Genomic DNA, 23,670 nt, shown 5'->3' on the forward strand with positions numbered 1-23,670 from the left:
CCCCCACTAACAAATACGCAAAGAAGCTCAACTAGCCTCTTCGTAGCACCTTCTATCCCTCACGCTATTCGTTAAGAGCTATCCCCGACTCGCCGCTCGAAAACTTCAATTTCAACTCGACGATTCGGCTGAAGACATTGCTTCAGCTCTTCCACTTGATCGGTCTGACAGACCACAACAGGCTCCGTCTCGCCTCGCCCCTCAGCGATCATTGCGCTATTACTCAGGCCGGATTTCGCCAACTGACGTCGCACCGCCTCAGCCCGGCGCTGAGAGAGGCCCATGTTGGAGTCGAAAGAGCCGAGCCGGTCCGTGTGTCCGATCAACGTGACCATCGGGTTCTGATAGGCGGCCTGCAGATTTTCGGCGACTTCTCGCAAACGGTCCTTGCCCTGGGAGGTCAGTTCCGACTCACCGAAACCAAAGAGAATATCTGCGGAGAGAGTTACTACCTGTACCTTCGGTTCAGGCTTCGCCTCCGCCGGTGGCGGGACGGTCAATGTCTGAGCCAGGTTCTCACACGTGTGTCGGCGCCAGTGAGTCGACTCGACTGTTCCATCAGGCCTGAAAACGATTTTGTATTGGCAGACCAGTTCACTGTCACCGCCTGCGATGGGAAAGTTGACGTTATAGTGCCAGTGGGAAAGGTTGCCATGGGAGGTACGGTCAGCAGGCGGCCCCAACAACGCCTCTACTTGACTGCCAGACATTTCAGAGGAAATATTTCCAAGATCCAGGATGCTGTAATCACGCCCAAGGCGTAGCGGCGTCGCCCCTAGCTCGGTAGGCTGGACAATTTCGTCGGGGAAAGGTGATTCTGCGGAATTCGCTGAAAACGAGAGTATCGCTACAAGGCCGACGACTAAGTTCGGAACAGACAAAAATCTGGTGGGGCTCATCCATGCCTCCTTACTGTTTTGCTTCTCTCATTAAGAAGCAAAGCAACAACTCATAAATCAATTACATTCCACTGACCTCCATGACAAGAGTCATGAAGCGGAATAATCACTATCATCAAGTTGAAAGTCGATTCACTACAATTAAGCTAGCAGGTAAACACGATTTCTACCAAATCAGCGTTTACGTCCAAGCAAACAAACAGCGAGGCTCAACTCAGTCTGTTATCCACGCGGCAATGCCTGTCCCTAAACTCCCTGGCAAATTCTCTCGCAACCCAGTATCAACTCTTCCGCCAGCCCATTAATATAGTGCTACTTTTGCGTCTGGACGATAATAAGGCCTTTTAAACCATGGATTTCCAGGTCCCCAACACCCTCGCCGAGCAGATTGCCAACTATCTGGCCGAGCGCATTATGACCGGGCAGATAAAACCCGGAGAGCGTTTGCAGGAGGCGACGACCGCCACGGAACTGAAGGTAAGCCGGGCATCTGTGAAAGAGGCCCTATATACCCTGGAACGCTGGCACCTGATCGAGATCACCCCACGTAAGGGCGCGTCGGCCACCAAGCTGGATGCGGTGCATGCCTCAGAGCTCTATGACGTGTACATGCACCTGTTAATCATGCTGGCGCGGCGTTTGTGTGAGCGTTGGCGGGAAGAGGACAAAGCCGCGTTGTTGTCAGCGGTTGGACACGTCACTGGCCAGATGCAGCGCAAGGACGCCAATATCACGGCCATTGTGGAAGCGAGCTTTGAAGTAATGGGCGTCTGCTGCCAAGTCGTCGGCAATCCCTACCTCACGGAGGCTCTGACCAACTTCAAGCCCGCTGTCAGCCGGGCTTACTATCTGAGTGCAGACCGATACCGGCAGGATCTGGACCGTACCGGCCGTTTCTTTACCAATCTGACGAATGCCATCCTGGCGCGGGATGCTGGTGAATCCGAGGCACTGGTGGCGGATTTCGGCGCTCACCAGAAGGCGCTGATTCACCAGGCCTTGGCCCCTTCGGCCTAGTGTCCCGTCTGGCTAATTCGCTGACCTACTGAGCCACTGAGAGCCTTGATAGCAAGGCGCGATGGCGAAGGTTTGGTGGCTCCAAATCGAGTCAGCGCAACACTGCTATCAAGGCTCTCAGTGGCTCCCGAAGGGCGCGGCGCTAGGGCCCCAGGCCTGTGTTGCCAGCACTTGATGTGGAGCCACCACACCTGCGCACTGGCGCCTTGGCCAGGAGCCCCAGCGCCGCGCAGTAGGCCAGCGAATTAGCCAAACGGGACACTAGTCTGTGACCTGACTCACAGACTCCTGTCCCTATCCCACCTATCGTAACAGTCTGTAACAAACTCCTAAGTCCGCTGCGCTGGTCAGGTTGTCCCCTGCGGCTACACAACGACTGAGACCGGTCTGAAGCCGGCATAACAACAACGATCCGGGGCCACCATGACACGTCGAAACGCCCGCAAGCGCCTGAAACCGTTCAGACCTGCCTTGCGCAGGTTCTTTACCCTGAGCCTGACCGCCAGTCTATCATTGCCGGTGATGGCCGACTTCCGCCCACTGGACGACAGTACCCTGGGCAACGTCACTGGCCAGACTGGCGTCACCATCGAGATGGAAACCAGGATTGAGATGGACCGACTGAGCTGGACGGATGAAGGCTCGCTGAACGTCAATGGCATTCGCCTGTCCGGTCAGAACGATACAGTGCTGGACAACCTCAAGCTGACGCTGGACATTGCCGGCCAGGATGAGGTGCTTGAATACGGCTTCTCCGAGATTGCCCGCCGCGCCGACGCCGGCCTTCTGGATGTCTCCAATCCGGATGTGGCCGATGCCCTCGCCCGCTATGCCGTGGGTGGTGGTTACGGCAAACAGTTCGATAGCGGTGACCTGGTGATTCACCTGGGTGCCACAGATTACGGCGACCCGACCAGCCTGGACGATTACCTGCAGGCCGTGGATTTCGAGCTGGCCGTAGACAGTGTTGAAGCAACCGGCTCCGGCGGCACTGCCAGCCTGTTCTCCAATATCATGCTGCAGGGTTATATCGGCCCCACCGATCTGGTGATCCGCAACCAGGGTAACAATACCCGTACGCTGGCCAACGGTAACGTGGTGTCTGGCTCGGAACTGCAGCTCGACACCCACTTTGAAATCACCAACGGTAATCTCAACTGGGATGCCGCCGACGTCATTCTAATATTCAACTTTGCCGCCGTTGGCATCGAAGGGCTGCAGATCCACAACCGCCGGGGCGACGATACCCTGGGTCACTTCGGGATGGCCAGTGCCACCGCGAAGCTGTCCAGGGGCACCAGCGCGTCGTCTGGAAAGGAAGGCCTTTCCATCCATGAGGTAGACTTCCGGGCCGATATTGATATGCCAGTGTTCAAAGTCGGTGGCACCAGTATCGGCTCCGTACAGTTCACGGATTTTGCCATTAAAAACACCACTATGATGGTGTATGGCCACTAGCAAGACACTGGACAAGCCCCCCGCCCCCAACAGTAAACTGCCCGTCTCTTAACGGCGGGCAGTCCATGACCAACATCCCGGATCAAGATTATCAGCAGCGCGCGTCCTGGCGCAGGCTTACTGTTTTCAGCCTGATATTTATCGCCATGACCGCCGCCGGGCTCTATGCAGTGTACGACCAGTTCGCCGGGCGCAGCGTAACCTTCGACGACCGACTGGTCTCGCCTCAGGCGCTTGTTTCCATCATTGCCCTGCTGGTGGTCTACTTTGCGGCGGACGGGCTGCGGTTGCACTTCACCCTTCGGGCACTGGGGCACCGCCTGCCCTTCCCGGCGATTTTCCGGCTGGTGTTCATCAACCTGTTCTTCTCCAACGTGACGCCCATGGCCACTGGGGGTGGCTTCGCGCAGATCTGGTATCTCCAACACCATGGCGTGCCGGTCGGCCGCGCCACGGCGGCCACCACCATCCGCACCGTAATCGCGGTGATCTTTATCTTTTCGCTGACCCCCGTATTCCTGCTGACTCTGAATGCCCTGGATAACCAGCCCCTGGTCGGAGAACTGGGGCCGGTGCTCGCTGTGTTGATTCTCCTGTATCTCGGTTTTTTCATGGTGGTGCTGTTCCGTACCCGATGGCTGATTGCGCCCTTGGGCCGGCTCTTGAGCACACTACACCGGTTTCACCTGATCGGGGAACGCCGGCATCAGCGCTGGCAGTTCAAGGCCAAGCGGGAGATGCTGCGTTTTTCTCACAGTTTCGGCGACTACCTCCGGGGCCCCAAACAGTTCGTCGCGCTATCAGTGCTGTTTACCTTTGTGTTCCTGCTCAGCCTATTCAGTTTCCCGGCGTTGCTAATCTCCGCACTGGATTACGAGGTAGACTACCTGGTGAGCACGGGACTACTGGTGGTTACCACCTTTGTGATGTACTTTTCACCCACACCCGGTGCGTCTGGCATTTCGGAAGGGGTGTTCGGCAGCTTCTTCCAGGACATACTCACGGCCAACCACCTGGTACTGGTGACCATTAGCTGGCGATTCATCACCATCTACCTCGGCATGCTGGCAGGCCTGGTGATACTGCAGCGGGAACTGGTGAGAAACAGGAAGGCATCCCAATGACACGACGTCACCCGTTAAAAGTGCTGTTTTACATCAGCCTGACGATTGTTGTGCTGCTGATCGGGTACAAGGCCTACCTGAACCTGTTCGAGCCGGATTTCGAGGCCCTGCACACGGAACAGGTCGCCCGCATTCACGACATGCTCTCTGATGATGGCGGTTTCAGTTTCGCGGTCGTGGGCAACATCAACAATTCCGTGGGCGTTTTCGAAGAACGCATGATACCGGCCCTCAACCAGTCCGGCGTGGATTTTATGGTGTCCGCCGGTAACGCAGTGAGTGGCGGCGGCGAGGACAAGTACCGGGCCATCCAGGGCTCGCTGACCCACCTGGACATTCCCTACCTGCTGACCTTCGGTGAAAACGAGTACGAGAACTTTGGCAGTTACCGGTTTTACGACCACTTCGGCCCTCACTTCTTCAGCATCAAGGCCGGCGGCGCCCGCCTGATCTTCCTCGACAGCACCAGCAAGACGCCCTGGCGATGGCAGATCCGCTGGCTCAATGACCTGTTAAGCCAGGAGCCCAACCGGCTGCGTTTTCTCTTCATCGGTCACCCGCTGCTCCACCCGGATCAGGAAGCCCCTTTCGAGCAGGATAATGATTTCCTGCACCCCCCTGAGTTCCGCACCGCCCTGATGGACGCCATCGATCGGCACGATGTGGATATGGTGTTTTCAGCGAACCTGTCGCTGTACGCGGATCAGGTCGAGGGTGATACACGCTTTATCACCACCGGCGGAGCGGGCGGGCTGGTGCTGAACAACGACACCAGTTTCTACCACTATGTGCGCGTCGATGTGAACGACGACGGCGAAATCAGCCATTCGATGGTGCGCCTGGAGGCGAGACAACACCCTGTATTGAGTACCCTGGAATCCCTGTGGTTCTTTATCTACTCGCTGTTTTATGTGGGCTATGTAAACTTCATCCTGCTGGTGGCAGTGTTCATACTGATCAGCACCAAGCTTTACACCGCTATTTTCGTGGCGAAAGACTACTATCCGGACTACGATCTGGACCCCCAGCCCTGGCTGTCGAAACCCTTGCGGGTGGCCATGTTCACCAACAACTACCTGCCGTTCATTGGCGGCGTGCCCATCTCCATCGCACGCCTGCGCAAAGGCCTGGAAACCCTGGGGGACATCATCCTCATCGTTTGCCCCCGCTATCGCGACCAGCCACGCGAGGAGACCAATGTGGTGCGGGTGCCCTCCCTGCTGGCTATGGGGGAGAAACGGGAGTTCCGCCTTGCCAACATCTTCCTGGCAAGAATCCGCCAACAGGTCAGAGCGTTCAAACCCGACATCATCCACCTTCACCACCCCATCTGGCTGGGCTCGCTGGGGCTGTTCGTGGCCCGTCGCCTGAAAGTACCGGCGGTGTACACCTACCACACCCGGCTGGAGCACTATGCCCACTTCGTGCCGCTGCCGGGCAATCTGTTCCGCAACCTGATTTCCCACGAGCTGATCAAACGTTTCGCCAACAAATGCGATGGCGTGATTGTGCCCACCTACTCCACCGAGGAATACCTGCGGATGATCGGTGTGAAAAGCCCCACATTCGTTCAGCCGACGGGCATTGAGTACCAGAAGTTCCAGGAAGTGGACGACAGCGACGTTCGCAAACTGCGGGATTCCCTGGGCATCGGCAATGAGACCGTGTTTGTCAGCGTCTCGCGGCTGTCCAACGAGAAGAACATTGATTTCATGATCGATGCCATTGAGGAGCTTCGCCGGCGGACAGACCGTCCTTTCCGGTTCCTGATGATTGGTGAAGGGCATCAGCACGAGCGACTGCAGCAGCGCATTGATGAACTGGGACTTCAGGATTGCTTTACACTCGTCGGTTCCATCCCGCCGGACGATATGGCCACCTGGTATCACCTGGGAGATGCCTTCCTGTTCGCCTCCAAATCCGAAACCCAGGGCATGGTGATCCTGGAAGCCATGGCCGCCGGGTTACCAGTGGTGGCGGTGCGTTCCAGTGGCATTGAAGACGTAGTGCGCCACGGCTACAACGGCTTCAAGACGCCGGAAAAGCAGGACCAGTGGTGTGACCATGTGCAACAATTGCTGGAAGACGACACCCTGCGCCAGGAACTGGCCGAGCACGCACTGGCGTTCGCGGCGGACTATTCTGTCGAGCAGTTTGCCCGTGATATGCGGGAAATCTATGCCCTGACCCTGGCGCGATCAGCCTCCCGCTGAGTGATTCATCACGCCGCTTTTAACTTTGGAGATGATCGGTCTAGACTGGAAAAGCGTACTTTAAAGGACCTTTTTCGATTCGGAGACTGACAGTGACAGGCATTCCCGTTGGTATCAGCACCTGCCTGCTGGGCAAGGAAGTTCGCCATGATGGCGGCCACAAGCATTCCCGCTTCTGCACCCAGGTACTTTCCCGCCATTTCGAGTTTCGTTCCATCTGTCCGGAGCTGGAAGCGGGCCTCGGTGTGCCCCGGCCCGCCATTCACCTGCGTGAATATCACGACGGCCTGAAGCTGATCGAAACCAAAGGCACGGCGGACCATACGGATGCCATGCAGGGATTTATCGACCAGGTTCTACCGACTCTGGCGGATTTGCGGGGCTACATCCTGATGGCCAAGTCTCCCAGCTGCGGCATGGAGCGCATCAAGGTGCACAATGAAGATGGCAATGTCACCCGCAGGGATGGCCGGGGACTGTTTGCTGAGGCACTGATTCGTCGCTACCCGCTGATGCCGGTGGAAGAAGAGGGCCGCCTGAACGACGACATGTTGAGGGAAAACTTTATAGAGCGAGTATTTGCCTACGATGACTGGATGCAGAACGTGGCTGGCGACAACCTCACCGCCCGTGCACTGATCGAGTTCCACACCCGCCACAAGTTCCAGCTACTGGCTCATTCCGAGAAGATCTATCGGCAGTTGGGGCCAATGCTCGGCGACCTGAAATCAGAGCCGTTGAAAGACATTGCTGACCGATACATCGCGTCGTTCATGGAAGCGATGACCCAGCGGGTCAGCCGGGGTTCCCACGTGAACGCCATGCAGCACCTGATGGGTTATCTGCGGGATTCCATGGCGGAGGAGGACCGGCAGGTACTGATGGAGCAGGTAGACGCCTACCACCGGGGCGAAGTACCGTTGGTGGTGCCGATGACCCTGCTGCGGATGGCCCAGCGGCGGGAGCCGGTGGACTACCTCAGCAGCCAGAAGTACCTGACCCCCTACCCGGATGAGCTGGGGCTCAGGAATCGGGTATAACGCCTGGTCAGAATCCGTAGAGCAGTGACACAGACACCTGGGTGTCGGTGTCGTCGGCCCCTTCCGGCTCGTCGGAAACATGCTGGACCAGATACGCGGCCTTCATGGACAGGTTACCTACAACGGTTGCCTGTATGGATGTTTCCGATTCGCTGATGGTGTTGTTCTCTGACAGACCGATTTCGGTACTCAGCTTCTGACGAAACAACGCCGTATCGGACAGAGCGTAATCGAACTTGCCTGCCAACCGGGCGATGGCTTCTTCTTCCTCCTGATTGCCGTCTGCTTCCGGTTCCTCGAGCCGGTTAAACCGGTAACCGCCACCGACAGACAGGTCAAGAAAAGAACGTTTGCCACGTTGCCAGACCCGGTTACCGTAACCGGTGGTCAACGAGGACTGGAAGTCATACCCGGAAAATCGATCGTCTTCATACGCTCCGCGTACGAACAGGTACTGGCTGCCCTCGAATTTGTAATCAGACTGCACTTCAGCGCTGTATTTTTCGGCCGTCGTGGTGTCATCCGTCTCTGAATAGGTTGAACGGAAATCACCGGTATTCCGCCAGTCCGCGATCTCATGTTTCAGCCCGAGACGACCGTTGACGTTGGTTTCCTCCGTGTTGCCGGAGGTGATCAGCACACCGACTTCCCCTTCGCCTTCCCACTCTTCAAACTCTTGGCCGAAAACCATGGGCGATGCCGCCAGTGTGACGACCGCCAGGGTTGCTCTGAACTGCATGGAATCTCCTTGTTTCCTGTCAGGATTTCGCGCGGCGCTCCCCCATAGCACTTTTGCGGGCCTGCTCCTCACGTTCTGCCTTTTTACGGGCCTTGCGCTCCGCAATGAGACGTGCCGCTTCACCGCCCACATGGGTTTCACCCCGCTGTTCCGCCAGTCGCATTTGCCGCTCACGCTCGGCAAAACGGGCTTTCTGCTCCTCCGTCAACGAATCGATGCAACGGTGGCAACTCACGCCCTGCTCATACTCCGGGCGCTGCTTGTCTTCCTCGGTGATCGGCCGGCGGCAGGCGTGGCACTGATCGAACTCACCCCGTTCCAGCTTGTGGTTCACCGTTACCCGGTCATCGAATACAAAGCACTCTCCGTGCCACAGGCTTTGTGATTCCGGGACTTCTTCGAGGTACCGGAGAATACCTCCCTTCAGGTGGTAGACCTCATCAAACCCCTGCTCCTTCAGGAACGCCGTGGACTTTTCACAACGGATGCCGCCGGTGCAGAACATGGCCACCTTCTTGTGTTTCGAAGGGTCCAGGTTCTCTTTGACATACTCCGGGAACTCACGAAACGTATCCGTGGCCGGGTTCCTGGCGTTCTGGAAAGTCCCAATCTCCACTTCGTACTGATTGCGTGTGTCCACCACCAGTACGTCCGGATCGGAGATGAGATCATTCCATTCTTTCGGGTCTACATAGGTGCCGACGATCCGTTTCGGGTCGATGCCCTCCACACCCATGGTGACGATCTCTTTCTTGAGCTTCACTTTGGTCCGCTTGAAGGGCTGGATGTCGACGAACGATTCTTTGTAGTCGATGCCTTCGAACCGCTGATCAGCCTCCAACCAGCCGCGAATGGCATCCACACCTTCACGACTGCCGGCTATGGTGCCGTTAATGCCCTCACGGGCCAGCAGCAATGTGCCGTGTACCTCTTTCTCCAACATCAGATCCAGCAATGGCTGACGAAGGGTTTTGTAATCATTCAGGACTGCGAACTTATAAAGCGCACAGACAACAACATCCTGGCTCATGAGTCTGGTTTCTCCTGCGGGCCGGACCGTAAATCCGGAGCATGGTTGATAATCGCCAACGGGCGTGAGGGTGCCATTCTAACGAATACGGGCGAGGGAGAGTATTACGGGGGGTTACAGGGACGTCATTAACAATGCCCGGAGCCCCAAAGGCGGCACCGGGTGATCAGGCTATGCTCAGAACAGAACAGCAAAACCCACGGAGACGCCGGAAATTTCTGCGCCATCCTTATCGATGTACTGCATGTACTCGCCGTTGACCTGAAAATCCTTGTTGATGTTCAGGTTGGCGCCCACGCCGTAGGAGATATCGGACTCAGACTCTGAGTCACTGAAAGAGTTACCAAACCCGCTCGCGGAGGCCGTCAGTTCACCCTTGGTGACGCCAACAATGGCGTAGGGGTATACGGGGCTTTCGTTGGGAAGGCCCAGAACCATGTAGCCACCCACCAGGTAATCCAGTTCAAGATCCAGGGATACACCGTTAAAACTGGTCGAGTCGTCTTTGGCGCCGAAACCGGCACGGAACTCGGCTGCCAGGTACGGGTTGATTTTCGCACCGGCCTTGCCCACCAGGGCGCCCAGGTCAAAGTCTTCAGAAATGCCATCTTCTTCGTAGGTTACGAAGGCGTAGTTGAGGCCCACATAGCCACCTTCCAGGGAATCCTGTGCAGCCGCACCGGATGCAAAAGAAGCCATTACGGCAAAGGCCGAACCCAAAACAATCTTATTCATCACTACTTGCTCCTTGATGAAGGCTTGCCCCAGAGCCTCAACTTCTTGCGTTTATCCGTCGATTTTGAGGGCACATGAATGATAATTCATTTTGTGAGAAATTCCCCGACCCCAACTAAAAAAACTCCCGCCGTACGGGAGTTTTCCAGGGAGAACCGGTCGCCGTATTATTGCTGGGAACCGGCCAACTCCCGCTCAACCACCGCCGACAACTGTCCCCATCCGGGGCGGGTCAGGCGGATATTGTCCACCAACACGGTTGGAGTACTGGTAACGCGAAGCTGCATGGCCACTCGACGGCTCTGTTCGATTTCTTCGACGTGAAGATCTGTCGTCATGCACCGGCTGAAACGGCGCTCATCGAGCCCTAGGTCCTCAGCGTAGCGGCTAAAGGTATCAACTGGGCTGCCGGAGCCGCTCCATTCGGTCTGCATGTCGAACAACTTGTCGTGCATGGCCCAGTAGCTGTCCTGGTCACCGGCACAGCGCGCTGCCTGGGCCGCAGGCATGGCGTTGTCGTGTTGCTGGAGTGGCAGATCAAAGTACACAAACCGCACCTTGCCGGACTCCACGTATTCCTGTTTCAACTGCTGGCTGGCGTCCGAAAAACGCGCGCAGGCGGGGCACTGGTAGTCTGCGAACTCCCGCACCACCACGGGTGCGTCTTCGTCACCAACGGAGACGCCAAAGCGATCCAGCTGGGCAGGAAACGGGTCGGCATTGGGGCCGGCAACCGGCAACTCATCCGAGGTGGGGGCCGGACTCGCGGTCAAGAAAAAGACGCCCACCGCAACAAAAACAAGAACGATGACACTGATGCCGATATACAACGACTTACGATCTTTCTTCCTGTTGGGCGGCGGTGCGCCGGTCTCTTTTCTTCTTTTTGCCTCGCCCATGGTAGAGCTCCTTGTTGTTTATTCATTCGTGGACGTTTTCATGCGGTAATGAGCACGCTAAGATCTTTATACATTACATAAGTTCCAACAAAAATTAAGGAATTCTCATGGCCTTACCTGAATCCCTGAAGACATCGCTGAGTCTCCCGCTGGTGGCGGCACCCATGTTCCTGATCTCCGGACCGGAGATGGCGCTGGCCTGCTGCAAGCAGGGTATCGTTGGCAGCTTCCCGGCCCTGAACCAGCGCACCAGCGAAGGCTTCGAGGAATGGGTGATTCAGATGAACGAAGGCCTGAAGGACTTCCGGGAAACCCATCCGGACCAGACAGCCGCGCCTTACGCCGTGAACCTCATCGTTCATCGCACGAACCCGCGCTGGGAGGCCGATCTGGACCTGTGCGTCAAACACCAGGTGCCCATAGTGATCACCTCCCTGGGAGCCGCCACCAAGGTGACTGAAGCAGTGCACAGTTACGGCGGCCTGGTCTTCCACGATGTCACCAACCAGAAACACGCCCGCAAAGCGGCCGAAGCAGGCGTGGATGGCATTATCGCGGTGTCTGCCGGTGCCGGCGGCCACGCTGGCACCATTAATCCATTCGTGCTGGTGCACGAAATCCGCGAGGTGTTCGATGGCGTGATCCTGCTCGCCGGCGGGCTTTCCAACGGCGAAGACCTCCTGGCGGCTCAAGCCATGGGCGCGGACCTGTGCTATCTGGGCACACGGTTTATCAATACCACCGAATCGCGGGCGGAAGCAGCCTATCAGAACATGATCATCGAGGCGGTATCCGGCGACATTATCCACACACCGGCGGTGTCAGGGATTCCCGCCAACTTTATGCGTCAGAGTCTGGAAGCCGCCGGCTATCCCATGGATAAGCTGAACCAGGCCGGTGAGCTGAATTACGGCGATAAGCTCAAGCCCGTGGACGACGAAGCCAAAGCCTGGAAAACCGTCTGGTCCGCCGGCCAGGGCGTCAGCCAGATCACCGACGTTGTATCGGTCAGCGATCTTGTCGGGCGAATTGGTGATGAATATCGACGTGCCCGTGCGCGGCTCTGTGAGTAGAGCCGCCGAGCGCACTTATACCCGGAACTGGGATGCCTTGCCCTGCAGGGTGTCCAGTAGTTCCCCGATCTGCCCGCTGGCCTGATCCGAGCGCTCAATGGCGTCAACGGTTTCACCGGACAGGCGGGCAATGTCCGTCACGCTGACGCTGACTTCCCCCGCATTCCTGCTCTGCTCTTCCGCAACCGCCGAAATCTCAAGCGCGCGTTTCTGCAAACTACCCAGCATTTGGTTGATCTGGTCGAAGTGCTCGTCGGCGCGACGGAATTCGGCGGACGATTCCGCCACCTGCCCCGAAACCTGATCAATCACGGTCACGGCCTGGCGGCTGCCCCGCTGAAGGCGATCAATAATGCCCTGAATTTCCGTGGTGGATTCCTGGGTGCGGCTGGCCAGGGTACGCACTTCATCGGCCACGACCGCAAAGCCTCGCCCGGATTCGCCCGCCCTCGCCGCTTCAATGGCAGCGTTAAGCGCCAACAGGTTGGTCTGCTCAGCAATAGCTCCGATTACCGAGAGCACGGAATCAATTTCCGTACTCTGGCTGTTCAGTTCATTGACCGCCGCGACGGCCTGCTCCACGTTAGCAACAACCTGATCCAGACGCCCTCTTACATCACGGGAAATCGATGCCGTTGCCTCACTCTCCGCGTTTACGTTCTGGACGGAACCGGCTATTTCCTGGACGCTGTCAGCCACTTCGGCAATGCTGCCCGACATTGCCGACATGGTATCCGACACCTCCGCCACTTCCTGCTGCTGGCGATTAACGGCCGATACCGCATCGCGGCTGATCTGACCTTGTTCTCTGGCTCTCTCAGCGGCTGATTCGGCGGACGACTTTACCTCTGACACCAACTCCTGGATGCGCGCAATGAACTGGTTCATGCCCCGTGCCATTTCCGTCAGTTCGTCGCGGCCCTTGAGGGATACCCGTCGGGTCAGATCGGCCTCACCGTCGGCTATCTGCCAGATCGCCGAACTCAACCGGAGCACACGGGGAAGAAGGCCGCCGCCGAGCACGGCCGCCACCAGAACAATCAGCACAACCACAGAACCGATGGCAAGGAATGAGAGATTGGAGGCAAGGCTCCCCGCCTCACGGTCCAGTGCCTCCACGGTGCTATCAATACGTGCCTGCGTGTCTCCACCCATGGTGGCAAGCTGTTGCTGCAGGCGCTGGTTGACCTCCCCGGTCTCAGCCTCCAATGTCTGGCGCAGCGCGTCGATACTGCCGGTGATGGTCTCACTGAATTCTTCTTCCAGAGCAGCGAGATCACGGTTGATCCCTTCCAGTGAGAGCCCCATTTTCAGCTGACCAATCGCTGTGCCCTGAGGTTTGATATCGGCGGTGATAATCACCACGTTGGGGTCGCGGCTTGCCGCATCCAGGACCTTATTTGCCGCACCACGGCCCTCCCCCTGCTCCATTAAGGTGCGTACGCGATCATCGGTGCGATCGACATAACGGGTCAGCCTTTCCCCGTACTGATCGTAATAGACTGCAAAAAGAACCGACTCCCGGGCATCCGCCAGCTCAATGAGATCCGTCAACCGCGGCACGTCCCGATCCCAGATCAGCGGCGCGGCAACCGCGGCCAGCACCTCCGCCAGCCCCTGCGCTTCAGACATCACTGCCGACCGAACGTTGTTCGCCACCCGCTCCTGCTGAGCCGTCTGCTGGCGCGTCAATTCACCCGCCAACTCTTCCGTGGTCCTCTGCTGCATGAGCTGCAGGCGATTACGGACGTCTTCGCGCGTGTCACCAAACGACCCACTGACTTCACGGCTGCTGGCCTCAAGGGCGGAACCGGCGGTCTCCACCAGGCTGTCCACCTGATTGGATATCAGCCACTGGCCCATGGCGACCTGCACCACACCGGCAACGATCAGAATCAGGAAAACAGGTCGCAGCAAGCGGCTCGTTACCAGCGCCTTCAGAAAACGAGGGGTCATACGGGCTCCATCAACACGTGTGAATCACACATTCCGGCGGCAGGGCTCGGCCTACCCGTCCAGACTTATGATTGACTATAGAGCAAAACCCGGACCACGGAGTGACGCAATCATGTACGGATTTTGTAACGGCCCGGTGAAATTCTTTGAAACTGAGAATCCGGCAGACGAGTACCGTTAGTATGACGGGGACTCGTTTGTGAACTTTCGTGCCCAATTGGCGTAAGCTCCCAGACACATCAATGAAAACAGGTGAAAAAATGCTGGGATTCCTGAAGGGCGATCCCAAGAAGAAACTGCAGAAGGAATACGAAGCCAAGCTTCAGAAGGCGCTGCATGCCCAGCGCAATGGTGACTTACGTACCCATGGCACGTTGATGGAGGAGGCGGAGAAAATTTACGCAGAGATTGCAAAACTTTCCACCAAAGGATAAAACGTATTTTGCGGTAAATCGGTCTATATAGAAAACAGATGGCATCATGACCCATACATTACGGCGTTTCGTCAGATCCATACTGATGCCATTGCTTGAGGCTCTCAGCTTCCATTCTGCCGCTAACGATCAGCGTCAGCCCACCTACCGATTTTGCGAAGACCCTTGGCCCCCCTACACCGTCGGCGAAATCAGCATGCCACCCAAAGCCGGCATGGCCGTTGAACTGTTCGAGGAACTGGAACAACGCCTGGGCATGACGTTGCATCTCAGGCTTTTGCCCTGGAAACGCTGCCTCTTATGGGCTAAAGAAGGCAAATACGATGGCGTGATGTTGTTGACCCGCAATAAGGATCGATCCCGATATCTGAATTTCACCGTGGCGATCCACCAGGATGCCAACGTGGTCTGGGCTTTGAAGGACCGTACTTTTGAGCGAGACTTCCGAACATTCAAAGACTTTCAGGGCTTGAGGATAGGGCTGACGGAAGGATTCAACTATGGAGAGGCCTTTGACCAGGCAGTTGAGGAATACCGGCTGAAGGTTGACCCGGGCCCAACCATCCTGAGCAATTTGTTGAGGCTTGCTCTGGGGCGAATCGACGTCTTTTTTGTCAATCGGGTTGCCGGTGAATCGGCCATTGAAGACCGCCCGAACCTACGGAAAAAGCTCACTCACCACCGGGGGCCGTTCGAGGCGGTTCCATTCTTCATTGGTCTGTCAAAGTCGTCACCGATCGGGGAAGAGGTTGCTCGCTTCGATGAGGCACTGGAGGACATGAAACAGGACGGAACCATCAACCGGATTTTTGGAGCCGATAGCCACTGAGAGACTGCTCAGAAATGTGGAGCGCCGGGGATGGCGCTACCAAGCCCTAGATGGACGTATTTAAGGGCGTTTTCTGAACAGTCTCTGCCACCGCTGCACGCCCGCCATGTCAGCGGGCTACAGAGGCAAACCCCAGGGCTTATCGAACCTTGGGATCCAGCTCACCAGAAGCATACCGCTCGAACATGCGTTCAAGGTTAACCGGTTTGATCTTGCTGGCGTTGCCCGCGGTGCCGAAGGCTTCGTAGCGGGCGACGCAGACTTCCGTCATCGCCTTCATGGTTTCCTTCAGGAATTTACGCGGGTCGAATTCGGCCGGGTTCTGGGCCAGGAAACGACGGGTTGCGCCGGTGCTGGCCAGGCGCAGGTCGGTGTCGATGTTGACCTTGCGAACACCGTGCTTGATGCCTTCAACGATTTCCTCAACCGGCACACCGTAGGTTTCCGGGATTTCACCGCCGTATTCGTTGATGATCTTCAGCCACTCCTGAGGCACGGAGCTGGAGCCGTGCATGACCAGGTGGGTGTCCGGGATGCGCTTGTGGATGGCCTTGATCTGTTCAATCGCCAGGATGTCTCCAGTGGGCGGACGAGTAAACTTATAGGCACCATGGCTGGTGCCGATGGCGATGGCCAGGGCGTCGACGTGGGTTTTCTTGACGAAATCCGCCGCTTCTTCCGGGTCGGTCAGCATCTGGCTGTGGTCCAGGGTGCCCTCTGCGCCAATACCATCTTCTTCGCCGGCCTGCCCGGTTTCCAGGGAGCCCAGGCATCCCAGTTCGCCTTCTACAGAGACGCCACAAGCGTGGGCCATTTCCACAGTGCGGCGGGTGACGTCGACGTTGTACTCATAGTCGGTAGGAGTCTTACCGTCTTCACCCAGGGAGCCGTCCATCATTACGGAGCTGAAGCCTAACTGAATGGAGCGCTGACATACGGACGGGCTGGTGCCGTGATCCTGGTGCATAACCACCGGAATATGGGGAAACTCCTCAATGGCTGCCAGAATCAGGTGACGCAGGAAGGGGGCGCCGGCGTATTTGCGGGCGCCGGCAGAGGCCTGAACAATCACCGGAGAGTCGGTCTTGTCGGCCGCCTCCATGATCGCGCGCATCTGCTCAAGGTTGTTCACGTTGTACGCCGGCACACCGTAACCATGCTCGGCGGCGTGGTCCAGCAGTTGCCGCATCGATATCAGGGCCATTGGGGTTGTCTCCTTGGTTTATTAAACAATGTCTTTGGCAGACTTCTCTTGTTTGGAGTCTGCTTCGGAGGGCAGAGACACTCTCCCGGGACACGCTGTAAATACGTCCGTGTACGCTCGACAAAAACATCCATGTTTTTGACGGTCCCGGGAGAGTGTCTCTGCCCTCCTTGCGATTCAAGCTTGTGCTATACGCCGCGCTCTTCAAGAACTGCGACAGCTGGCAGGGTTTTACCTTCCACGAATTCCAGGAAAGCACCACCACCGGTGGAGATGTACGAGATTTTGTCACTCACACCGTACTTGTCAACGGCAGCAACGGTATCACCGCCGCCAGCCAGGGAGAAGGCGTCGCTTTCGGCGATGGCTTTCGCCAGGGACTGGGTGCCGTTGCTGAACTGATCAAATTCAAAAACACCAACCGGGCCGTTCCAGAGGATGGTTTTGGCGCTTTTTAGCAGCTCTGCGAACTGGCCAGCGGTTTCCGGGCCAACGTCGAGGATCATGTCATCATCGCTGACGTCGGAGATGTTCTTCGTGGTGGCGGTCGCGGTTTCGGCGAATTCGCTGGCAACCACAACATCCACAGGCAGCGGTATTTCAACGCGGGAGGCGATTTCCCGGGCCGTGTCGATCAGGTCGTGTTCACACAGGGATTTGCCGACCGGGTGACCGGCGGCTGCCAGGAAGGTGTTGGCGATGCCGCCACCGACGATGATGGAGTCGCAGACTTTTTCCAGGGCGTTGAGTACGTCCAGTTTGGTGGATACTTTGGAGCCGCCGACAATAGCAACCACGGGCTTGGCCGGGTTATCCAGGGCTTTGCCGAGGGCTTCGAGCTCTGCTGCCAGCAGCGGGCCGGCGCAGGCTTCGGGCGCGAAGCGGGCAACACCATGGGTGGAGGCCTGGGCGCGGTGGGCGGTGCCGAAGGCGTCCATCACGTACACATCGCACAGGGCTGCGTACTTTTTGGAAAGCTCTTCGTCGTCTTTCTTCTCGCCCTTGTTGAAGCGGACGTTTTCGAAAAGGACGACTTCGCCGTCGGCTACATCAACGCCCTCGAGATAATCGGTGATCAGGCGAACTTCCTGACCCAGTACCTTGCTGAGGTGGTCGGCCACCGGTTTCATGGAGGAGGCTTCGTCGTAAACGCCTTCTTCGGGGCGGCCGAGGTGGGACATCAGCATGACCTTTGCACCTGCGTCCTTTGCCGCCTTAATCGTCGGCAGCGAGGCACGGATGCGAGCGTCGCTGGACACTTCGCCATGCTTTACCGGTACGTTGAGGTCTTCACGTATCAGTACCCGCTTACCGGCGAGATCCAGATCGGTCATTCTCTTGATAGTCATCGTTGTTCATCCCCTGATCAAAAAATGTGTCAGTGGCTGGAGAGCCAGTGTTTGCTGACGTCCAGCATCCGATTTGCGAACCCCCACTCGTTATCAAACCAGCACAGCACCTTCACCATGGTGCCGCCGGTTACGCGCGTCTGGCCTCCGTCGACGATGCCGGAGTGGGCGTCGTGATTAAAATCGGAGCTGGCCAGAAGCTCATCGGTGTAGCCCAGAATGTGTTTCAGCGGGCCATGGGCGGCGTTTTTTAGTAAGTTGTTCACCGCCTCCACCGAGGTGTTTTCTCTGACATTCACCACCATGTCGATTGCCGACACGTTCATGGTGGGCACCCGCATGGCCACCGAGCTGAACTTGCCTTCCATGTGAGGCAGCAAGCGCTCAATGCCCTTCGCAAGGCCTGTGTCGACTGGAACAATGTTGTGCAGGGCGCTGCGGGTTCGGCGCAGGTCCTGATGGTGGTAGGCGTCGATCACCGGCTGGTCATTCATGGCCGCATGAATAGTGGTTGTCGTGCCGTGCTCCACCCCCAATGCGTCATCAAGTACCTGGATAACCGGTACCAGGCAATTGGTGGTGCAGGAGGCAGCAGCCACGATACGGTCAGACTCGGCCAGTTGGTCCTGATTCACGCCATAAACAATGGTGCGATCCACATCGGATTCCGCCGGTTGTGAGAACAGCAGGCGTTCAGCACCAGCCTTCAGGTGTTGCTCGGCCGTCGCACGGTCGGTGAAAGCACCGGAGCACTCCAGCACCAGATCAATGCCCAGCTCGTCCCAGGGCAGCTCCGATGCTTCGGCGCAACGGACGACGCGAATACGGTCCCCGTTTACCAGCAGGGAATCGCCCTCAACGTTTATCTCACCCTGGAATCGACCATGGGTGGAATCGTAGCGGGTGAGATGGGCAATGGTATCGATGTCCGCCAGCTCGTTAATCGCGACCACCTGAAGGTGATCGCGAAAACGATTCTCGTAGAGTGCACGCAAGACGCACTGGCCGATACGGCCGTATCCATTGATGGCGATGCGATACGGTGCAGCGGTGCTCATCAGGCTTCCAGCAGCTCCCCGGCCACGGCGATGATGTTGTCCACCGTAAAGCCGAATTCCTTGAACAGCTCACCAGCAGGCGCTGACTCGCCGAAGGTGCTCATGCCCACCACGCGGCCGTCCAGGCCAACGTACTTGTACCAGTAATCTTCAATAGCGGCCTCGACGGCGACCCGGTTGGTCACTTCGAGCGGCAGCACTTCCTGCTTATACGCGGCGCTCTGGGCGTCGAAGGTGTCGGTGGATGGCATGGACACCACGCGAACTTTGTTACCCTTCTGGCGCAGCGCTTCGGCTGCGTCCTGAGCCAGCCCCACTTCACCACCAGTGGCGATGAGGATCAGGTCCGGCGTGCCCTCGCTGTCTGACAGGATGTAGCCACCCTTGGCGATGTTGGCCAGTTGCTCGGCATCACGCTGCTGGTGCGGCAGTCCCTGACGGGAGAAGACCAGCGCAGTCGGGCCATCGACACGCTCCAGGGCAGCTTTCCAGGCGACCGCTGACTCAACGGCATCCGCCGGGCGCCAGGTGCTCATATTAGGCGTGGTGCGCAGGCTCGCCAACTGCTCGATGGGCTGATGCGTAGGACCATCTTCGCCCAGACCAATGGAGTCGTGGGTGAACACATAGATGGTGCGCTGTTTCATCAACGCGGCCATGCGCACGGCGTTACGGCAGTACTCCATAAAGATCAGGAAGGTAGCGCCGTAAGGTACGAAGCCGCCATGCAGGGCGACGCCGTTCATAATGGCTGCCATGCCGAATTCGCGAACACCGTAGTAAACGTAGTTACCGCTGGCGTCTTCTTTGGTCAGTGGCTTGCTGCCATTCCAGATAGTGAGGTTGGAGCCTGCCAGGTCGGCAGAGCCACCCAGCAATTCCGGCAGCATCGGGCCATAGGCGTTCAGGGTGTTCTGGGACGCCTTGCGGCTGGCAACAGTTTCGCCTTTGTCCTGGCACTCTTGAATATACGCCTGGGCCTTCTCGGAGAAGTCCGCCGGCAGTTCTCCGGCCATACGACGCTTGAGCTCAGCGGCCAGTTCCGGTTCCGCCTTTTCGTAGGCGGCAAATGCCTGCTCCCACTCGGTCTGTGCGGCGGCGCCTTTATCACGGGCATCCCAGGCACCGTATACTTCCGACGGGATCTCGAAAGCACCGTGGTTCCAACCCAGCTTCTCGCGGGTCAGTGCAATTTCGTCCTCACCCAGCGCAGCGCCGTGACAGGCTTCGGTGCCTTGCTTGTTGGGGGAACCAAAACCAATGATGGTCTTGCAGCAAATCAGTGTGGGCTGAGTTGTGTTCGCCCGGCCGGCCTCAATCGCAGCGCGAACGGCCTCCGGGTTATGGCCATCAACCTCGGGAATGACCTGCCAGCCATAAGCTTCGAAACGCCTGGGCGTGTCGTCGGTAAACCAGCCGTCCACTTCACCGTCGATGGAGATGCCATTGTCGTCGTAGAACATGATCAGCTTCCCAAGGCCCAATGTGCCGGCCAGGGAAGACACCTCGTGGGAGATGCCTTCCATCAGGCAGCCATCGCCCAGGAAGGCGTAGGTGTAGTGATCAATAACATTGTGGCCAGGGCGGTTGAACTGCTCCGCCAGGGTTTTCTCCGCCAGCGCAAAGCCGACCGCATTGGCAATGCCCTGCCCGAGCGGCCCCGTGGTGGTTTCAACGCCCGGTGTATAACCGTACTCAGGGTGGCCCGGGGTTTTGGAGTGCAGTTGACGGAAGTTCTTGATGTCGTCGATGGAGACGTCATAGCCGCTCAGGTGCAGAAGGGAATACTGCAGCATGGAGCCATGGCCGTTGGACAGCACAAACCGGTCACGGTTAGCCCACTGGGGGTTGGCCGGGTTGTGGCTAAGGAAATCGTTCCAGAGGACCTCGGCGATGTCCGCCATACCCATGGGCGCGCCCGGGTGGCCGGATTTGGCTTTCTGAACCGCATCCATGCTCAGCGCGCGAATGGCGTTGGCGAGATCTGTGCGAGACGGCATTGACGTTTCTCCAGTTTTTGGTCGGCAAAAGGTGAACGGTTAAAAAGAAGGCGCGTATTTTCGCCGATTAGTGACCACCGGGGCAAATCGGCGACACTCTTTTTATGCAAGTTTTACGGATGTTTTCAACGCCGGAATTTCTGCACAGAAATTTTATCTGATTTTTCAAACAGATCTAAATCTATATCAATTTATTTTGATATAGATGTTGATTGCCCGGAAAGACATGCCTACACTTCTTTCCCATGACATCCATGACCACACCTGCAACTGACCTGTCCTCCGTGGACGCCCTGGCACCGATCTTCAAAGCGAGCGGTGACCCGTTGCGCCTGGAGATTCTACGGGTGTTGCGTCGGGACACCTTCGGTGTACTGGAGCTGAGCCAGCTCTTCGAGATGCGCCAGTCGGGCATGAGTCATCATTTGAAGGTGATGCACAAGGCAGGACTGCTGGAACCCCAGCGGGAAGGCAACGCCATTTTCTACCGGCGCCCCCTGAACCTCGAAAGCGACAAGCTGACGGACCAGACCATCCGCCAGGTTTTCCAGAGCGTGGACCGTATTCCGCTGCCTGAGCATCTGCAGGAAAAGATCGAAGCCATCCGCAATCAGCGCGCGGACCAGTCCCAGGCCTTCTTTTCCCGTTACGCCGAAAAATTCCGGGAGCAACAGGAACTCATTGCCGCGTTTGACCTCTACGCCGAACCGGTGGCGAACCTGATTCGTAATCGTTCCGAGCGTCATGACTGGAAAACGGCCCTGGAAATCGGTCCCGGTGAAGGTGCATTCCTGCCGGTGCTCTCGAAGATCTGCAGGCACGTGGTGGCACTGGATAACTCCCGCGACATGCTGGCCAAGGCCACCCGTACCTGCATCGAAGAACGTCTGAACAATGTCGATCTCATTGAAGGTGTCACCGACAACCTTTTGGCTCGTGGTGACGATTTTGATCTGGTGGTGGCCAACATGGTCCTACACCACGTACCCAGCCCCGCGGACATTTTTCTCGATGCCTCGGCATTGATGAACACCGGAGGTTGCCTGTTCGTCAGCGATCTGTGCAGCCATGACCAGGATTGGGCGAAGGAAGCCTGCGGCGATCTGTGGCTGGGCTTTGAACCGGAAGAGCTTACCAGTTGGGCCACCGATGCAGGCCTGGTTGCTGGTGAGTCGCTGTTCATCGGGCTGAGAAACGGCTTCCAGGTGCAGGTGAGAGAATTCTGGAAAACCGCAGAGTCCACATAGGACAGAAATAGAAACTGTATCAATTTTTTTTGATATAGAAATATGCAGACTCTGAAAACTGATTTACGATACCAACATCACAACTGCCGGCTTCAATCAAAAATCCATTGCCGGCCCGAATTTGCAACGCTCACAGAGGAGCAACCCTATGTCTGATTACAGCGTCTTTACCTCCGAATCGGTCTCTGAAGGCCACCCTGATAAATTGGCTGACCAGATTTCCGATGCCGTCCTCGACGCCATTCTGGTTGATGACCCCCATGCCCGGGTTGCGTGCGAAACCATGGTAAAGACCGGGGTCGCTATCGTCGGTGGTGAAATCACCACCAGCGCCTGGGTGGATCTGGAAGACCTGGTGCGCGGCGTGATCAAGGACATCGGCTACACCTCCTCTACCGTGGGCTACGACGGTGACACCTGCGGCATTATCAACATCATCGGCAAGCAGTCCGTGGACATTGCCCAAGGCGTTGACCGCCAGAAGCCGGAAGACCAGGGCGCCGGCGACCAGGGCCTGATGTTCGGCTACGCCAGCAACGAAACCGACGTGCTGATGCCGGCCCCGATCACTTTCTCCCACCGTCTGGTACAACGCCAGGCCGAAGCCCGCAAGAGCGGCTTGCTGCCATGGCTGCGCCCCGATGCGAAAAGCCAGGTCACCTGCCGCTATGAAAACGGCAAGGTCACCGGCATCGACGCCATTGTTCTGTCCACCCAGCACGACGAAGACGTGTCCCAGGCAGATCTGAAAGAAGCCGTCATGGAACTGATCGTCAAGCACGCTCTGCCGGCGGAGTTGCTGCACAAGGATACCCAGTTCCACATCAACCCGACTGGCAAGTTCGTGATCGGCGGCCCTGTGGGCGACTGCGGCCTGACCGGTCGCAAGATCATTGTCGACACCTACGGCGGCATGGCCCGTCACGGCGGCGGCGCCTTCTCCGGCAAGGACCCCTCCAAGGTGGACCGCTCCGCGGCCTATGCCGGCCGTTACGTGGCCAAGAATATTGTCGCTGCTGGCCTGGCTGAGAAATGCGAGATCCAGGTGTCCTACGCCATCGGCGTGGCGCAGCCAACATCCATCTCCCTGAATACCTTCGGCACCGGGAAGATCAGCGACGACAAGATCATCAAGCTGGTCCGCGAGCACTTCGACCTGCGCCCGTATGCAATTACCAACATGCTGGACCTGCTACACCCGATGTATCGGGCCACCGCGGCCTACGGCCACTTCGGGCGTGAGCCGGTGGAGATGACGGTTGGCGGCAAGACGTTTACTGCCTTCCCATGGGAGAAGACAGATCGGGCTGACCTGTTGAAGGATGCCGCTGGTATTTGATTTGAAGACCGGTCGTACACACGACCA

The 23,670-nt window shown here is 57.6% G+C and carries 20 protein-coding genes; 10 read left to right on the top strand and 10 right to left on the bottom strand.

The window, feature by feature from the left end; all coding sequences use genetic code 11:
- Nucleotides 1-71: 71 nt before the first annotated feature.
- The gene (locus AAGD24_RS15960) at nt 72-899 is read right to left on the bottom strand and encodes an OmpA family protein (protein ID WP_379865664.1); all 828 of its coding nucleotides are present in this window, start codon (nt 897-899) and stop codon (nt 72-74) included.
- A gap of 351 nt (nt 900-1,250) precedes the next feature.
- On the opposite strand from AAGD24_RS15960, the gene AAGD24_RS15965 reads away from it, so the two are divergent.
- The 5 genes from AAGD24_RS15965 (at nt 1,251) to AAGD24_RS15985 (ending at nt 7,751) form a co-directional block, all read left to right on the top strand.
- On the top strand, nt 1,251-1,916 hold the full coding sequence (locus tag AAGD24_RS15965; protein WP_228211018.1) for a GntR family transcriptional regulator: 666 nt from the start codon (nt 1,251-1,253) through the stop codon (nt 1,914-1,916).
- Between the two features lie 423 nt (nt 1,917-2,339).
- Complete coding sequence (locus AAGD24_RS15970; RefSeq protein WP_273624323.1) at nt 2,340-3,374, top strand: DUF6160 family protein; 1,035 nt, start codon at nt 2,340-2,342, stop codon at nt 3,372-3,374.
- A gap of 65 nt (nt 3,375-3,439) precedes the next feature.
- Nucleotides 3,440-4,498, top strand: coding sequence for a lysylphosphatidylglycerol synthase transmembrane domain-containing protein (locus AAGD24_RS15975; protein ID WP_085679346.1), 1,059 nt, complete (start codon nt 3,440-3,442; stop codon nt 4,496-4,498).
- Nucleotides 4,495-6,711, top strand: coding sequence for a glycosyltransferase (locus AAGD24_RS15980; RefSeq protein ID WP_199480827.1), 2,217 nt, complete (start codon nt 4,495-4,497; stop codon nt 6,709-6,711). Before AAGD24_RS15975 ends, AAGD24_RS15980 begins: the two co-directional genes overlap by 4 nt.
- A gap of 92 nt (nt 6,712-6,803) precedes the next feature.
- Nucleotides 6,804-7,751 (top strand): DUF523 and DUF1722 domain-containing protein, encoded by a 948-nt coding sequence (locus AAGD24_RS15985; protein ID WP_091642961.1) that lies wholly within the window; start codon nt 6,804-6,806, stop codon nt 7,749-7,751.
- A 7-nt stretch (nt 7,752-7,758) separates the two neighbouring features.
- Here the strand turns inward: AAGD24_RS15985 and AAGD24_RS15990 are convergent, their stop codons facing one another.
- The 4 genes from AAGD24_RS15990 to AAGD24_RS16005 all read right to left on the bottom strand — a co-directional run bounded on the left by AAGD24_RS15990 (nt 7,759) and on the right by AAGD24_RS16005 (nt 11,154).
- Nucleotides 7,759-8,490, bottom strand: a complete 732-nt coding sequence (locus AAGD24_RS15990; protein WP_126811704.1) for a YdiY family protein — start codon at nt 8,488-8,490, stop codon at nt 7,759-7,761.
- A gap of 19 nt (nt 8,491-8,509) precedes the next feature.
- Nucleotides 8,510-9,520, bottom strand: coding sequence for a rhodanese-related sulfurtransferase (locus tag AAGD24_RS15995; protein WP_151982957.1), 1,011 nt, complete (start codon nt 9,518-9,520; stop codon nt 8,510-8,512).
- Between the two features lie 177 nt (nt 9,521-9,697).
- The gene (locus tag AAGD24_RS16000) at nt 9,698-10,255 is read right to left on the bottom strand and encodes a porin family protein (RefSeq protein WP_379865668.1); all 558 of its coding nucleotides are present in this window, start codon (nt 10,253-10,255) and stop codon (nt 9,698-9,700) included.
- A gap of 167 nt (nt 10,256-10,422) precedes the next feature.
- On the bottom strand, nt 10,423-11,154 hold the full coding sequence (locus AAGD24_RS16005) for a DsbA family protein (protein WP_379865670.1): 732 nt from the start codon (nt 11,152-11,154) through the stop codon (nt 10,423-10,425).
- Between the two features lie 107 nt (nt 11,155-11,261).
- Here AAGD24_RS16005 and AAGD24_RS16010 point away from each other — a divergent pair, with 107 nt between their 5' ends.
- A complete protein-coding gene (locus AAGD24_RS16010) occupies nt 11,262-12,227 on the top strand; it encodes an NAD(P)H-dependent flavin oxidoreductase (protein ID WP_379865672.1) in 966 nt (321 codons plus the stop codon).
- A gap of 15 nt (nt 12,228-12,242) precedes the next feature.
- On the opposite strand, the gene AAGD24_RS16015 is transcribed toward AAGD24_RS16010, so the two are convergent.
- On the bottom strand, nt 12,243-14,183 hold the full coding sequence (locus tag AAGD24_RS16015; protein WP_379865673.1) for a methyl-accepting chemotaxis protein: 1,941 nt from the start codon (nt 14,181-14,183) through the stop codon (nt 12,243-12,245).
- A gap of 260 nt (nt 14,184-14,443) precedes the next feature.
- On the opposite strand from AAGD24_RS16015, the gene AAGD24_RS16020 reads away from it, so the two are divergent.
- Together AAGD24_RS16020 and AAGD24_RS16025 are read left to right on the top strand one after the other, a co-directional pair.
- Entirely contained in the window at nt 14,444-14,617 is a 174-nt protein-coding gene (locus tag AAGD24_RS16020; protein WP_269399793.1) for a DUF6435 family protein, read from the top strand.
- A 46-nt stretch (nt 14,618-14,663) separates the two neighbouring features.
- The gene (locus tag AAGD24_RS16025) at nt 14,664-15,446 is read left to right on the top strand and encodes a substrate-binding periplasmic protein (protein ID WP_379865675.1); all 783 of its coding nucleotides are present in this window, start codon (nt 14,664-14,666) and stop codon (nt 15,444-15,446) included.
- Nucleotides 15,447-15,585: 139 nt separating this feature from the next.
- Here the strand turns inward: AAGD24_RS16025 and fba are convergent, their stop codons facing one another.
- The 4 genes from fba to tkt all read right to left on the bottom strand — a co-directional run bounded on the left by fba (nt 15,586) and on the right by tkt (nt 21,057).
- Nucleotides 15,586-16,650, bottom strand: coding sequence for a class II fructose-bisphosphate aldolase (fba, locus tag AAGD24_RS16030; RefSeq protein ID WP_305937294.1), 1,065 nt, complete (start codon nt 16,648-16,650; stop codon nt 15,586-15,588).
- Nucleotides 16,651-16,838: 188 nt separating this feature from the next.
- Nucleotides 16,839-17,999, bottom strand: coding sequence for a phosphoglycerate kinase (locus AAGD24_RS16035; protein ID WP_379865677.1), 1,161 nt, complete (start codon nt 17,997-17,999; stop codon nt 16,839-16,841).
- Between the two features lie 29 nt (nt 18,000-18,028).
- On the bottom strand, nt 18,029-19,057 hold the full coding sequence (gap, locus tag AAGD24_RS16040) for a type I glyceraldehyde-3-phosphate dehydrogenase (protein ID WP_379865679.1): 1,029 nt from the start codon (nt 19,055-19,057) through the stop codon (nt 18,029-18,031).
- The gene (tkt, locus tag AAGD24_RS16045) at nt 19,057-21,057 is read right to left on the bottom strand and encodes a transketolase (protein WP_379865681.1); all 2,001 of its coding nucleotides are present in this window, start codon (nt 21,055-21,057) and stop codon (nt 19,057-19,059) included. Before tkt ends, gap begins: the two co-directional genes overlap by 1 nt.
- A 245-nt stretch (nt 21,058-21,302) precedes the next feature.
- Here tkt and AAGD24_RS16050 point away from each other — a divergent pair, with 245 nt between their 5' ends.
- Both AAGD24_RS16050 and metK read left to right on the top strand, forming a co-directional pair.
- Nucleotides 21,303-22,304, top strand: a complete 1,002-nt coding sequence (locus AAGD24_RS16050; RefSeq protein ID WP_036208990.1) for a metalloregulator ArsR/SmtB family transcription factor — start codon at nt 21,303-21,305, stop codon at nt 22,302-22,304.
- A gap of 148 nt (nt 22,305-22,452) precedes the next feature.
- The gene (gene metK / locus AAGD24_RS16055; RefSeq protein ID WP_085679302.1) at nt 22,453-23,643 is read left to right on the top strand and encodes a methionine adenosyltransferase; all 1,191 of its coding nucleotides are present in this window, start codon (nt 22,453-22,455) and stop codon (nt 23,641-23,643) included.
- The last annotated feature ends 27 nt before the right edge of the window (nt 23,644-23,670 follow it).

Source organism: Marinobacter sp. M5B (assembly GCF_042604615.1).
GTDB lineage: Bacteria > Pseudomonadota > Gammaproteobacteria > Pseudomonadales > Oleiphilaceae > Marinobacter > Marinobacter salarius.

Excerpts from the sequence above, each read along its gene's own strand:
- AAGD24_RS15960 (WP_379865664.1), bottom strand. The coding sequence starts at position 899 with ATGAGCCCCACCAGATTTTTGTCTGTTCCGAACTTAGTCGTCGGCCTT.
- AAGD24_RS15965 (WP_228211018.1), top strand. The coding sequence starts at position 1,251 with ATGGATTTCCAGGTCCCCAACACCCTCGCCGAGCAGATTGCCAACTAT.
- AAGD24_RS15970 (WP_273624323.1), top strand. The coding sequence starts at position 2,340 with ATGACACGTCGAAACGCCCGCAAGCGCCTGAAACCGTTCAGACCTGCC.
- AAGD24_RS15975 (WP_085679346.1), top strand. The coding sequence starts at position 3,440 with ATGACCAACATCCCGGATCAAGATTATCAGCAGCGCGCGTCCTGGCGC.
- AAGD24_RS15980 (WP_199480827.1), top strand. The coding sequence starts at position 4,495 with ATGACACGACGTCACCCGTTAAAAGTGCTGTTTTACATCAGCCTGACG.
- AAGD24_RS15990 (WP_126811704.1), bottom strand. The coding sequence starts at position 8,490 with ATGCAGTTCAGAGCAACCCTGGCGGTCGTCACACTGGCGGCATCGCCC.
- AAGD24_RS15995 (WP_151982957.1), bottom strand. The coding sequence starts at position 9,520 with ATGAGCCAGGATGTTGTTGTCTGTGCGCTTTATAAGTTCGCAGTCCTG.
- AAGD24_RS16000 (WP_379865668.1), bottom strand. The coding sequence starts at position 10,255 with ATGAATAAGATTGTTTTGGGTTCGGCCTTTGCCGTAATGGCTTCTTTT.
- AAGD24_RS16005 (WP_379865670.1), bottom strand. The coding sequence starts at position 11,154 with ATGGGCGAGGCAAAAAGAAGAAAAGAGACCGGCGCACCGCCGCCCAAC.
- AAGD24_RS16010 (WP_379865672.1), top strand. The coding sequence starts at position 11,262 with ATGGCCTTACCTGAATCCCTGAAGACATCGCTGAGTCTCCCGCTGGTG.
- AAGD24_RS16015 (WP_379865673.1), bottom strand. The coding sequence starts at position 14,183 with ATGACCCCTCGTTTTCTGAAGGCGCTGGTAACGAGCCGCTTGCTGCGA.
- AAGD24_RS16020 (WP_269399793.1), top strand. The coding sequence starts at position 14,444 with ATGCTGGGATTCCTGAAGGGCGATCCCAAGAAGAAACTGCAGAAGGAA.
- AAGD24_RS16025 (WP_379865675.1), top strand. The coding sequence starts at position 14,664 with ATGACCCATACATTACGGCGTTTCGTCAGATCCATACTGATGCCATTG.
- fba (WP_305937294.1), bottom strand. The coding sequence starts at position 16,650 with ATGGCCCTGATATCGATGCGGCAACTGCTGGACCACGCCGCCGAGCAT.
- AAGD24_RS16035 (WP_379865677.1), bottom strand. The coding sequence starts at position 17,999 with ATGACTATCAAGAGAATGACCGATCTGGATCTCGCCGGTAAGCGGGTA.
- gap (WP_379865679.1), bottom strand. The coding sequence starts at position 19,057 with ATGAGCACCGCTGCACCGTATCGCATCGCCATCAATGGATACGGCCGT.
- tkt (WP_379865681.1), bottom strand. The coding sequence starts at position 21,057 with ATGCCGTCTCGCACAGATCTCGCCAACGCCATTCGCGCGCTGAGCATG.
- AAGD24_RS16050 (WP_036208990.1), top strand. The coding sequence starts at position 21,303 with ATGACATCCATGACCACACCTGCAACTGACCTGTCCTCCGTGGACGCC.
- metK (WP_085679302.1), top strand. The coding sequence starts at position 22,453 with ATGTCTGATTACAGCGTCTTTACCTCCGAATCGGTCTCTGAAGGCCAC.